This is a genomic window from Luteimonas sp. Soil_C_16 (assembly GCF_057657295.1).
Genome location: NZ_JBDGIS010000002.1, coordinates 555,731 through 567,128, shown reverse-complemented (window position 1 = coordinate 567,128; position 11,398 = coordinate 555,731). Strand labels below are relative to the sequence as shown.

10 protein-coding genes are annotated in these 11,398 nt (G+C 68.9%); 4 read left to right on the top strand and 6 right to left on the bottom strand.

Annotated features, from left to right (window positions below; translation table 11 throughout):
- Positions 1-435: 435 nt before the first annotated feature.
- Entirely contained in the window at positions 436-777 is a 342-nt protein-coding gene (locus AC3A5T_RS06360) for a winged helix-turn-helix domain-containing protein (protein WP_487627849.1), read from the bottom strand.
- Between the two features lie 388 nt (positions 778-1,165).
- Here AC3A5T_RS06360 and AC3A5T_RS06355 point away from each other — a divergent pair, with 388 nt between their 5' ends.
- On the top strand, positions 1,166-3,868 hold the full coding sequence (locus AC3A5T_RS06355; RefSeq protein ID WP_487627848.1) for a bifunctional acetate--CoA ligase family protein/GNAT family N-acetyltransferase: 2,703 nt from the start codon (positions 1,166-1,168) through the stop codon (positions 3,866-3,868).
- A 6-nt stretch (positions 3,869-3,874) separates the two neighbouring features.
- On the opposite strand, the gene AC3A5T_RS06350 is transcribed toward AC3A5T_RS06355, so the two are convergent.
- A complete protein-coding gene (locus tag AC3A5T_RS06350) occupies positions 3,875-4,054 on the bottom strand; it encodes a hypothetical protein (RefSeq protein ID WP_487627872.1) in 180 nt (59 codons plus the stop codon).
- A gap of 123 nt (positions 4,055-4,177) precedes the next feature.
- Here AC3A5T_RS06350 and dinB point away from each other — a divergent pair, with 123 nt between their 5' ends.
- Positions 4,178-5,242, top strand: coding sequence for a DNA polymerase IV (gene dinB, locus AC3A5T_RS06345; protein WP_487627847.1), 1,065 nt, complete (start codon positions 4,178-4,180; stop codon positions 5,240-5,242).
- A gap of 139 nt (positions 5,243-5,381) precedes the next feature.
- On the opposite strand, the gene dinG is transcribed toward dinB, so the two are convergent.
- The 3 genes from dinG to AC3A5T_RS06330 form a co-directional block, all read right to left on the bottom strand.
- A complete protein-coding gene (dinG, locus tag AC3A5T_RS06340) occupies positions 5,382-7,544 on the bottom strand; it encodes an ATP-dependent DNA helicase DinG (RefSeq protein ID WP_487627846.1) in 2,163 nt (720 codons plus the stop codon).
- A 103-nt stretch (positions 7,545-7,647) separates the two neighbouring features.
- Positions 7,648-8,448, bottom strand: coding sequence for a DUF2884 family protein (locus tag AC3A5T_RS06335; protein WP_487627845.1), 801 nt, complete (start codon positions 8,446-8,448; stop codon positions 7,648-7,650).
- Between the two features lie 100 nt (positions 8,449-8,548).
- Positions 8,549-8,998: an Rrf2 family transcriptional regulator gene (locus tag AC3A5T_RS06330; protein WP_487627871.1), complete on the bottom strand. Its 450-nt coding sequence runs from the start codon at positions 8,996-8,998 to the stop codon at positions 8,549-8,551.
- Positions 8,999-9,115: 117 nt separating this feature from the next.
- Here AC3A5T_RS06330 and AC3A5T_RS06325 point away from each other — a divergent pair, with 117 nt between their 5' ends.
- Together AC3A5T_RS06325 and AC3A5T_RS06320 are read left to right on the top strand one after the other, a co-directional pair.
- Positions 9,116-10,021, top strand: coding sequence for an NAD(P)/FAD-dependent oxidoreductase (locus AC3A5T_RS06325; protein WP_487627844.1), 906 nt, complete (start codon positions 9,116-9,118; stop codon positions 10,019-10,021).
- Between the two features lie 46 nt (positions 10,022-10,067).
- Positions 10,068-11,087, top strand: a complete 1,020-nt coding sequence (locus tag AC3A5T_RS06320; RefSeq protein ID WP_487627843.1) for a serine hydrolase domain-containing protein — start codon at positions 10,068-10,070, stop codon at positions 11,085-11,087.
- Here the strand turns inward: AC3A5T_RS06320 and AC3A5T_RS06315 are convergent.
- Positions 11,084-11,392 (bottom strand): hypothetical protein, encoded by a 309-nt coding sequence (locus tag AC3A5T_RS06315; RefSeq protein WP_487627842.1) that lies wholly within the window; start codon positions 11,390-11,392, stop codon positions 11,084-11,086. The genes AC3A5T_RS06320 and AC3A5T_RS06315 overlap by 4 nt on opposite strands.
- Positions 11,393-11,398 lie beyond the last annotated feature (6 nt).

Here is an 11,398-nt window from a genome sequence, read left to right as displayed (position 1 = left end):
CATGCGAGAGTAGGTCATCGCCAGGGTTTTTACCCAAAACCCCCGCCGGTATCCGGCGGGGGTTTTTCTTTGCGTGATGTTTGGCGATAACGCGAGAGAACGTGGGAAAGTCAGGGCACTAGAGCGTCAGTAAGTCAGTTGTCAGCACATGAAGCGAGAATATTTAGTCGTCGGGTGCCGCTAGATAATCTCCGTTCGCTCAGAATCCGGCTGCGAATCGAGGCGCATGCGATATATCAGCTGCTCGAGGGAAGGCGCTGTGTTGTCTTGCTACGGCACGCCGGGACTCGAGGCTTCAGGCGATCAGGCGGATCGCGGCGACGGGCGATGGGTTTCGGTTCGCTCTTCCCATCCTACGAGAGCGTGCTCGTGCGCTTTTGAGGCGCGAGAACACGATGGGTCGCGCCTGCGGCAAAAGCGGAAGTTGTCGCATCGCTATTTGCGAAGATCGCGCAAGTGGGCGAGATCGTCGGCGATCGTAGCGGCGCTGTGTTGCTGCATGCGGCGGTAGGTCGACAGGACGTCTTCGCCGAGCGCGGTGAGCTCCGCACCACCGCCACCGCGTCCGCCGGTCAGCGTGGCGACGACCGGGGCACCGAAATACAGGTTGAGCTGTTCGACGAGTTGCCAGGCGCGGCGATAGCTCATGGACATGCGGCGACCCGCCGCGGAGATCGAACCCGTTTCGCGGATGCCATCGAGCAGATCGGCTTTGCCCGGGCCGAGCATCACCTGGCCGAGGCGGATGCGCAGCTGGAAATCGTCTGGGTCGCTCATGGCGGCAGCTTAGACGAGGCGGTCGATGCGATGAAGTCGATGCGTGCGTTGAGTGGGTTCGTGGACGACCCCGTGAAGTGTTGAATCGCGGCTTCGATCCAGGGGCCGTCTGCAGGCGGAACGTGTCGACTCCGAGGCTTCCCAAGCTGTGCGCTGGATGACGTCGACCGGTTTCTGTTGAGGCGCGATCCGCGTCTGAAGCTTGATCCGCTAGGTAGATCTACGATGGGTTTCGCGTTGTTCTAACGATCCTACGAAGCGTCGACCGCGCTTGGCGCTACGCCTCGGAAAAGGGCATTTTGCGAAATCCCAAGGGACGATCGAGCGGAAGCGAATACGGACGGTCGTGTATCGTCTGCGCTCGTCTTGAATGACCGCGCATGCCGCGATGAGTACCTACGCACTCCAGTCCGTGTTCCATCCCGCGTCGGTAGCCGTCGTCGGCGCGAGCCCGCGCGCGCGGTCACTCGGGCGGCTGGTGCTGCAGCAGTTGCGCGCCGGCGGGTTCGCGGGGCCGATCGGTCTGGTCAATTCGCGCTATGCGTCGATCGATGGCGTCGAAGCGTCGCCGTCGCTGGCGGCGCTTCCGTTCGTACCCGAACTGGTGGTGATCGCCGTACCGCCGGCGGATGTGGCGGGCATCGCGGATGCCGCAGCCAGCGCGGGTGCCAAGGCGGCGATCGTGCTGACGCGCGACATGGGCGAAGGCACCGGTTCGCACAATGCGGCGCTGGCCGAAGTCGCGCGCGCGCGCGGGCTGCGCATCGTGGGGCCGAACTGTCTCGGCGTGATCGCGCCACACGCGAAGCTGTTCGCCAGTTTCGCCGCGCACGCGCCGATCCCCGGCGATCTTGCCCTGATCTCGCAGTCCGGCGCCGTGGCGGCCGGCATGATCGAGTGGAGCCGGCCGCGGGGCATCGGGTTCTCCGCCGTGGCCTCGCTGGGCGACGCGCTCGATGTCGACTTCGCCGACCTGCTCGACTACTTCGCGACCGACCGCCACACCCGCGCGATCCTGCTGTACGTCGAGCGCGTGCGCGATGCGCGCAAGTTCCTGTCGGCAGCGCGTGCGGCGGCGCGTGCCAAGCCGGTGGTCGTGGTCAAACCCGGCCGGCATGCGCGACGCGACACGGCAGCGATCACCCACGCCGCGGCGCTGGCAGCGCCGGATGCCGTCTACGACGCCGCGTTCCGGCGTGCGGGCCTGCTGCGCGTGCATGCGCTCGACGAACTGTTCGCGGCCGCCGAAACCCTGTCGCATCTGGGCGGCGTGCCGGGCAACCGGCTCGCGGTGATGACCAACGGCATCGGCGTCGGCATGCTCGCGCTCGATCGTCTGGTCGATCTGGGCGGTACACGCGCGTCACTGTCGGAGGCGACGATCGGGACGCTCGATGGCGCGTTTCCGCGTGGCTGGTCGCGTCGCAATGCCGTGGACATGCTCGGCGATGCCGACGGCAGTCGATATGCCAGCGCGCTGGAGGCGCTGCTCGACGATCGCGAGAACGACGCGGTGCTGGTGATGCAGGTACCCACCGTGCTGTCGGATCCCGATGAAGTCGCGAGCGCTGTGGTGCGCACCGTGCAGGCGCGTTCGCGCACCGGCGCGCGCAAGCCGGTGCTCGCGGTCTGGCATGGCGATCAGCCTGATGCGCGCAAGACGCTCGGCGATGCCGGCATTCCGGTCTACGACAGCGAGGCGGATGCGGTGCGCGGCTTCATGTATCTCGCGCGTCACCACGAGGCGCAGCGGGCGCTGATGGAGACACCGCCGAGCCTGCCGGACGATTTCGTCGTCGATCTGCCGGCGGCGCGTTCTGTCGTCGATGCGGCACTGGCCTCCGGAAATCGTCTGCTCGACCCGGTGGCGACCGCGCGTCTGCTCGGCGCCTATGGCATTCCGGTCGCCGAAGTCTCGCGCGCACGCGACGCCGATGCAGCGGTCACCGCCGCGGAACTGTTGTTCGCGCGTGGCATCGCGGTCGCGGTGAAGATCGACGCGGCCGACATTCCGCACAAGTCCGACGTCGACGGCGTGCGTCTGAATCTCACGACGCCGCAGGCCGTCCGTCAGGCCGCCGAAGACATCCTGCAGCGCGCACGCACGCTGCAGCCCGGCGCTCGGATCGACGGCGTCACCGTGCACGCGATGGCCGTGCGGCCCAAGGCGCGCGAACTCATCGCCGGCATCGCCGACGATCCGACCTTCGGTCCGTTGATCGTGTTCGGCCGCGGCGGCACGGCCGTCGACGTCATCGACGACAAGGCCCTGATGCTACCGCCGTTGGATCTGCGCCTCGCGCACGAACTGATCGGACGCACGCGCGCGTCGCGCATGCTCAAGGCGTACCGCGATGTGCCCGCGGCCGACGAACGCGCCGTCGCGCTGGTGCTGGTGAAGCTTGCGCAGATGGCGGCGGACATTCCCGAACTGCTGGAACTCGACATCAATCCGTTGCTCGCCGATCGTGATGGTGTGATCGCGGTGGATGCACGCATTGCGCTCGCGCCGGTCAAGCGCCTGCACAAGGGACGCGGCCATCCGCGCTTCGCGATCTTTCCGTATCCGGTGGAATGGGCGCGCACGATCACGCTGTCGAACGGGAACACGGCCTTCGTGCGGCCGGTACGCCCCGAAGACGAGGCGATGTTCCGGCGCTTCTTCGAGCAGGTCAGCACCGAGGATCTGCGGTTGCGCTTCTTCAGCGCCGTGCGGCATTTCAGCCACGAGTTCATCGCGCGGCTCACCCAGCTCGACTACGCGCGCTCGATCGCGCTGGCGGCGATCGACCCGGACACCGGCGAGATGCTGGGCGCGGTACGTCTGCTCGCCGATGCGAACTACGACACCGGCGAGTACGGGATCATGGTGCGCTCCGACCTCAAGGGCGCCGGGCTCGGCTGGCGGCTGATGCGGATCATGATCGAATACGCCCGCTGGCAGGGGCTGCGCGTCGTCGAAGGCCAGGTGCTGCGCGAGAACACCACGATGCTGGCGATGTGCCGCCAACTGGGATTCTCGATCACCACCGATCCGGACGATGCCACGGTCGCGATCGTGCGACTGCCGGTCGAAGGCACCGACGCCTGAGCAGCTTCAATGGCCCTTGCGGCCCGAGCCGGATTGCTTGCCGCCGCCATCCTGCTTGTTGACCGTGGCCCAGGCGATGCGCTCGGCATCCGCCTTCGACCGGCCCTTGTTGCGCTCCGAAGCCTCCACGTGTTCAGCCTGTCGTTTCTGCTTGTCCGTGTAGGACGATTTGTCGCCGCGGGGCATGACACTGCTCCATCGATGGGAACGGAAAGCCTGCGCCGGCAATCGTGAGCAGTAGGTCGAATCCGCGTGCAGGAATCGTGGATCGGACGCAGTCAGTGCGACCGGAACGACGATAATGCAGCGGTGCGCAAGATCCTCCACATCGACATGGACGCGTTCTACGCTTCGGTCGAACAGCGCGACGATCCGTCGCTGCGCGGGCGACCGGTGGTCGTGGCCTGGCGCGGCGCGCGTTCGGTGGTCTGCGCGGCATCGTATGAGGCCCGGCCGTTCGGCGTGCGCTCGGCGATGCCGGCCGTCACTGCCGAGCGCCTGTGCCCGGACGCGGTGTTCGTGCCGCCGGATTTCGCCCGCTACAAGGCCGTGTCGCGGCAGGTACGCGAGATCTTCCACGCGCATACCGATCTGGTGCAGCCGCTGTCGCTGGACGAGGCCTATCTCGACGTCACCGATCCGAAGATTCCCTCGCCCAGCGCGACGGCGACCGCGCAGGCGATCCGCGCGCAGATCCGCGAGGCGACGCAGCTGACCGCGTCGGCCGGCGTGGCGCCGAACAAGTTCATCGCCAAGATCGCCTCGGACTGGAACAAGCCCGATGGCCTGTACGTGGTGAAGCCGGCGCAGATCGACGCCTTCCTGCTGCCGCTCAAGGTCGGCCTGATTCCCGGCGTCGGCAAGGTCATGGAGAAGAAGCTGGCCGAACTCGGTGTCGCCACGGTCGGCGATCTGCGCGGACTGTCGCGCGAGACGCTCGAGCGACGTTTCGGGACGTTCGGTGCGCGCCTGCACCAGCGCGCACTCGGCATCGACGACCGGCCGGTGGAACCGGACCAGCCGGTGCAGTCGATCTCGTCGGAGGACACGTTCGAGACCGATCTGCCGCTCGAAGCGCTGGCGCCGATGATCGAGCAGCTCGCGGAGAAGACGTGGGCGGCGACGCGCAAGACCGCGCGCGTCGGACGCACCGTGGTGCTCAAACTCAAGACCTCGCAGTTCCGCATTCTGACGCGCAGCTTCACGCCGGATGCGCCGCCCGCGTCGCAGGCGGAACTGACGCGGATCGCGTTGTCGTTGCGCGAACGTGTGGAGTTGCCGGCGTCGACGCGGTATCGACTGGTCGGTGTGGGGATCGGCGGATTCCGCGAGCCGGATGAGCTGCCGGTGCAGGCGGGGTTGTTCGAGGGGTGAGTGGGGAGTTCGGACTAACACCAACCCTCACCCGACGCGCGATGCGCGTCGACCCCGGATCGAGTCCGGGGCAGGCGCTCTCCCAGAGGGAGAGGTTTCCAAATCAAAAGCGGAATGTGCGCTGTGTTGCGGGCTGCGCTCAGCCGATCACACGCTTGAACGGCGGCAGCGCATCGAGGATGCGTTTGCCGTAGCGGCGATTGAGCAGGCGCGAGTCGAGGATGACCACGCGGCCGGTATCGGTCGAGGTCCGGATCAGGCGGCCGGCGAACTGCGTCAGCGTGCGCAGGGCATGCGGAATCGCGATCAGGTTGAACGGATTCTGCCCGCGCGCTTCGAGCCACTCGCCGAGCGTCGCCGTCTGCGGATCGGTCGGCACCGCGAACGGCACCTGGGTGATGACGACCGTCGTGCAGGCCTCACCCGGCAGGTCGAGACCTTCGCCGAACGAGTTGAGGCCGAACAGCACCGAGCCCTTGCCGGCGGCGACGCGTTCGAGGTGGGCTGCGACGACCTGCGATTTGTTGCCGCTGCTCTGCACCTGGATCGCGCCGCGGCGCGAGGCCGGCATCAGTTCGGCGACCTTCTCCATCTTCCAGCGCGAAGTGAAGAGCACCATGCTGCCCTTGTTCCAGTCGAGCTCGCGCGCCAGCCATTCGGCGACGGCCTTCGGGTGACCTTCGCGATCGTCGGGCGCCACCGGGAACTGCGGCACCACCAGCTGCGCCTGGTTCGGCAGATCGAACGGCGACGGCAGCGATGCGGTCTCGGCGTGATCCGGCAGACCGGTGTCGATCGCGAACGACTGGAAGTCGCCGCCGCCGGTCAGCGTGGCCGATGTCATCACGACCGAATCGATCTCCTTCCACAGCAGGGTGCGCAGCACGTGCGCGGCCGACACCGGCGAGCAGTGCAGGGCGAGATCGCCGTCGCGTGTCGCCGTCACCCAGCGCGCCATCGGCGGTGCGCCGTCGCGGTCCTCGCGTCGCCAGCCGGCCCACAGCTCGTGCTGCTGCTCGACCATCTCCAGCGCCATGCCGAGACTGCGCTGCAGCTTCTCGCGCGCCGGGTCTTCCTGCTTGGTCCGCGCGACGGCCTGCTGCGCGGCATGCACCCAGTTGAACAGGGCTCGCGTGTCGTCGCCGAGGGTTTCGATCGCAGGCGCCCAGTCGTCGGGCAGACGGCCGAGCGGTGCGCGCCACATCGGGTCGCGATCGCCGGGCTCGGGCTGCCAGACGCGGTCCACGTCGAGCTGGAACGCCTTGAGCCCCTTCGACACACGCGATGCGAGTTCGATCGCCTCGTTCGGCAGCAAGGTGCCGACGCGTTCCTTGTCGACCAGCCGATAGCTGCCGGCGATCAGGATCTGCATGCGGCTGGTGCGCTTGGCCATGTCGGCCAGCGGCAGGCGCGCCGCGCCCTGGTCGATCGCGACGTTCGCCACGTGGTGGCCCTCGTCGAGCACCAGCAGCATCTCGCTTGGCGGCGCCAGCAGCGGCTGGCCGTTCTCGATGTCGCCCATCGCCAGCGACGACAGCAGCAGCGCGTGATTGGTCACGACGATCTGCGCCTCGCGCACGGTGGTGCGGACTTTCAGCACCGGACATTGCTGGGCGAAGCTGCAGCGGCGCCCGGCGCAGCTCGATGCGGGCGTGGTGATGCGCGTGCGCAATGCAGGCGACACGGGTTCGGGCGCCGTGTCGAGATCGCCGTCCCATTGCCGGTCCGCATGCGCTTCGAGCAGGCGCCGCGCAGCGTCCACTTCATGCGGCGCCAGCGGGCGGTCGTAGAGCTGGCGCTCGTAGTCGCCGCCCTCGTCGGGCCCGGCGCCATCGAGCAGCATCGTGCCCTGGCTGTGCTCGGCGTGCAGTTCGGCGGCGTTGCGCGTGCACAGGTACCGCGTGCGGCCCTTGGCCAGCGCGACGCGGGCCTCCAAACCGGTCGCGGCGAGGAATGCCGGAATGTCGCGTTCCACCAGCTGCGACTGCAGCGCCACCGTCCCGGTGCTGATCACCAGCTTCTTCTTCGTCGCCAGCGCGATCGGCACGCCCGCGGTCAGGTAGGCGAGCGACTTGCCGACGCCGGTCGGTGCTTCGGCCACGCCGATGCCGCCCGAGGTCGCGAGCGCGCGCGACACCAGGCCGATCATCGCGCTCTGCGAACGGCGCGTGCTGAAGCCCGGCGTGTTCGCCTGCAGCTTCGCGTACGCGGCGCGGATGTCGTCCTTGAGCGCGTCGTTCAGCGCGCGCGGCGGCGCGTCGGCCGCGGGTGTGGCCGGCGAGGTGGAGTCGGAATCGCCCATGCGCCCATTGTCCCACGCCGCGTCGCGTGGACCGAGATCGGGATGCTGAACGCTCTGGACGCGATTGCCGGCGGTATGCAAACGCGAGCGTGTCGCAGGGCGTTCAGCGTGTGGACCGTGTCCTGGACACCGACGCATCGCCGTCGCCGCGCGGCGCGTCTTCCAGCATCACCAGCCGCTGGCCGTCGAGGCGGTAGTCGAGTGCGGCCTGGATCGACTGCAGTTCGCGCACGTGCGTGCACAACGCGTCGGCCTGCGCTTCGAGCGCAGCACTGCGGGCTTCGATCTTGTGGTCGAGATCGGCTTCCATGCGTTCGGCGCGCGCATCCATGCGGTCGGCGCGGCCGGTGAACACCTGCCACATCACGCTGCGACCGAGGCTGCCGGTCATGCGTTCGGCCGCGTCCTCGATGCGCGATTCGAAGCCGTCGCCGAACACGTCCTGGTCCCAGCGCCCGGTGCCGAGCGTGGCGTCGATGTAGCCGAGCGTGTCGGTGCGGTAGCGCTCGACCTGGCGCACCTTGCGCGCGCTGCCGGTCATCACTTCGACCACCCCGGCCAATGCATCGAACGCGATGCCGGTGCTCTCGCGCGCGACCGAGGTGACCTGTGGCATCAGCGTGCGCGCACCCGATTCCAGCCGGCGCAACCGCGCGGCATCCGCGGCGCTGACGGTCTGCACCGCGCGGTCCACGCTGAGCGTGCCGTCGTGGAAAAAGATCTCCTTCGGCACGCCGCTGTCGCGATAGAGCCATACGCCGCCGGTATCGACGAGCACGTTGTACGGCGTCGAGATATCGCACTGGTCGGAGGACAGACGCGGTGTGGTGTCGTCGTCCGACGCGTGCACCGTGAGCGACGCGACGAGCAGGCCTGCGACGAGCGCGGCGCGATGGACGGACATGGGCAGCATTCCCGATTGCATGGCCGCGAGCATCGGCCCATCGCGACGCGGCATCGCGTGCTTGAAGTCACGGTGGCGCGTGTTGCGCCGGATTCGAGGGTCAGCGCGCGCCGCGGCGGCGTCCGCCGCTCGCCAGGCGCTTCTGGAAATCGGCGGCGATGTCGGCCAGCGTCACCGCGGCCAGACGTGCGCGGAGCAGGGCCTCGGCGTCGGCCATCGCGTCGCTGAGATGGGCGTTGACGGCTTTCTCGACGAGGCAGTCCGGGTCGTCGTTCGCCAGGCCGAACGCGAACGGGGCGGGTGAGCCCAGCGCTGCGTGGATGTCGAGCAGGCTGATGTCGGCGAGCGGCGTCGCGAGCGACCAGCCGCCGCCATGACCTTTTTCCGATCGCACGTAGCCATGGTCGCGCAGTCCGGCCATGGTCCGGCGCACGACGACGGGGTTGGTGCCCAGCATCGCCGCGATCTCGTCCGACGTCGCGCGGCCGTCGGCGTCCGCCAGATGGATGAGGACGTGGAGCATGCGGCTGAGGCGGCTGTCGGGGCGCATGGGGCAGGCAACGGAGCGGGCGATCACGATACCGTAGTCACATCTCGACACTTATCGAGTTGCATGATGTCGGCGGCCGGCGCATCATGGAACAATTGAAGTGACATGAGGTGTGCGATGCGATACGACACGGTGATCGTGGGGGGGGGCAGCGCGGGGTTGTCGGCGGCGCAGGCCCTGGCGCGGGCGCGGCGCCAGGTGCTGGTGGTCGATGCAGGCCAGCCGCGCAACCGGTTCGCGGACGCCGTGCACAACGTGTTCGGCCACGACGGCACGCCGCCGGCCACGCTGCTGGCGCAGGGCCGCGCGGAGCTGCTGCGCTATCCCAGGGCGACGGTCATCGCGGGGGAGGCTCTCGAAGCGGGCGCGGATGCGGACGGGTTCTCGCTCGTGCTCGCGGACCGACAGACGGTGCAAGCCCGCACGCTGATCCTGGCCGGCGGCGTGCGCGATGTGCTGCCGCCGCTCGACGGTCTGCAGGCGCGCTGGGGCCGCAGCGTGCTGCATTGTCCGTACTGCCACGGCTTCGAAGTCGCCAGGCGCGCGCTCGGTGTCTTCGCCGGCGATGCGATGGGCCTGCATCGCGCACGGATGCTGCCCGACTGGGGCCCGACGACCTGCTTTCTCGAGAACGGCTTCGAGCCCGACGCTGACGACGCGCGCAAGCTTGCGAACCGTGGCGTGACGCTGGAACGCGTGCCGGTCGTCGAGCTGCTCGGTACTGCGCCGGCGCTGGACGGCGTGCGTCTGGCCGATGGCCGCAGCATCGCGATCGAGGCGCTGTTCGTCGGCTCGCGTGTCGAACCGGTCGACGGTCTGGCCGAGATGCTCGGCTGCGCGCAGGACACGGGTCCGCTGGGTCCGCATCTGCGCGTGGACGCGTTCAAGCAGACGAGCGTGCCCGGCGTGTTTGCGGCAGGGGATCTGAGCCAGCCGATGCACAGCGTGCCGCTCGCAGTGGCGTCGGGACTGCTCGCGGGCGTCGGCGCGCATCAGGCCCTGATCGCAGCCGACGCCGCCTGAGCACGGGTTTCATCGCGGGTTGCAGCGCTACGTCGATACTCGAACCATGCATCGCATCCTGTCCCTGTTGCTCGCTTCGCTGCTGGTCGGCGGCATGAGCGCTCAGCCCGCGGCCGCGCAGACGCCCGCGGCCGCACGCGGCACCGCGCTCGACGCCGTGCTCGACGACGCCCGCGCGATGACGCCCCTGCGCACGGTGCTGGTCGCACGCGACGGCGCACTGATCGCCGAGCGCGGCTACCGGGGCGCATCGACCACACGGCCGGCGAACATCAAGTCGGCCTCGAAGACGGTGATGTCGGCGCTGGTCGGCATCGCGATCGAGCGCGGCCTGCTCGACGGCGCGGACCAGCCGGTCGCGCCGCTGCTGGCCGATCGACTACCACGCGATCCCGACCCGCGCCTGGCCCGGGTCACCATCGGCCATCTGCTGTCGATGCAGGCCGGGCTGCAGTCCACGTCCGGTCGCGGCTACGGACGCTGGGTCGCGCAGCGCGACTGGGTGCGCGACGCACTCGCGCAGCCCTTCGTCGATACGCCGGGCGGCGGCATGATCTATTCGACCGGCTCCACGCATCTACTATCGGCGGTGCTCGCCAAGGTCGGCGGCAAGCCGGTACGTACGCTCGCGCGCGAATGGTTGGGCCCGCAGGCCGGCTTCGCGATCGCGTCCTGGGATACCGATCCGCAGGGCCTGCATTTCGGCGGCAACCAGATGGCGATGACGCCGCGTTCGCTGCTGGCGTTCGGCGAGCTCTACCGCAACCACGGCCGCGCGGCGTCGGGTGCGCAACTGGTGCCGGCGAGCTGGATCGCGCAGTCGTGGGTCGTGCGCACGCATTCGGTCTACACCGGCGACGGCTATGGCTACGGCTGGTTCGCGCGCCGGGTCGGCGGGCACGACGTGCGTTACGCGTGGGGTCACGGTGGGCAGATGCTCTACATCGTGCCGTCGCTGAATCTCACCGTGGCGATGACCTCCGACGAGACCACCGTCGCCGGCTCCGGTCACCTCGCGCAGCTGCACGCCCTGCTGGGCCGGATCATCGAAAGCCAGGCAGTCTAGCGTCTGCGGTGCGTCGAGGCAGGCGCGGGGCGGCGGTGGGTCGCCCATGCGGCGCGGTCGGCATGGCGCGCGGCGTAGCGCTCGCGCAGATGCCGGCTGATGCAGCTCGACAGGCCGCGGCCTGCGCGCGCTGCGGCGCAGGCCGCAGTGAACAGGCGCGGGCCGATGTCCTGCCGGCGGTAGTCGTAGACCGCGCCGTCCACGAATTCGACCGACAGCGTGTCGCCGATGATCGCCCACGCGCGTACGCCGCTTCCGCCGTGACGGTTGCCGTAGGGCTGAAGCCGGAGCGCGGGGAAGGGCATCGTGGC

Bases quoted from the DNA above. Each gene is read 5' to 3' on its own strand.
- AC3A5T_RS06355 (WP_487627848.1), top strand. From the start codon at position 1,166: ATGAGTACCTACGCACTCCAGTCCGTGTTCCATCCCGCGTCGGTAGCC.
- AC3A5T_RS06325 (WP_487627844.1), top strand. From the start codon at position 9,116: ATGCGATACGACACGGTGATCGTGGGGGGGGGCAGCGCGGGGTTGTCG.
- dinG (WP_487627846.1), bottom strand. From the start codon at position 7,544: ATGGGCGATTCCGACTCCACCTCGCCGGCCACACCCGCGGCCGACGCG.
- AC3A5T_RS06315 (WP_487627842.1), bottom strand. From the start codon at position 11,392: ATGCCCTTCCCCGCGCTCCGGCTTCAGCCCTACGGCAACCGTCACGGC.
- AC3A5T_RS06320 (WP_487627843.1), top strand. From the start codon at position 10,068: ATGCATCGCATCCTGTCCCTGTTGCTCGCTTCGCTGCTGGTCGGCGGC.
- AC3A5T_RS06330 (WP_487627871.1), bottom strand. From the start codon at position 8,998: ATGCGCCCCGACAGCCGCCTCAGCCGCATGCTCCACGTCCTCATCCAT.
- AC3A5T_RS06350 (WP_487627872.1), bottom strand. From the start codon at position 4,054: ATGCCCCGCGGCGACAAATCGTCCTACACGGACAAGCAGAAACGACAG.
- AC3A5T_RS06335 (WP_487627845.1), bottom strand. From the start codon at position 8,448: ATGTCCGTCCATCGCGCCGCGCTCGTCGCAGGCCTGCTCGTCGCGTCG.
- AC3A5T_RS06360 (WP_487627849.1), bottom strand. From the start codon at position 777: ATGAGCGACCCAGACGATTTCCAGCTGCGCATCCGCCTCGGCCAGGTG.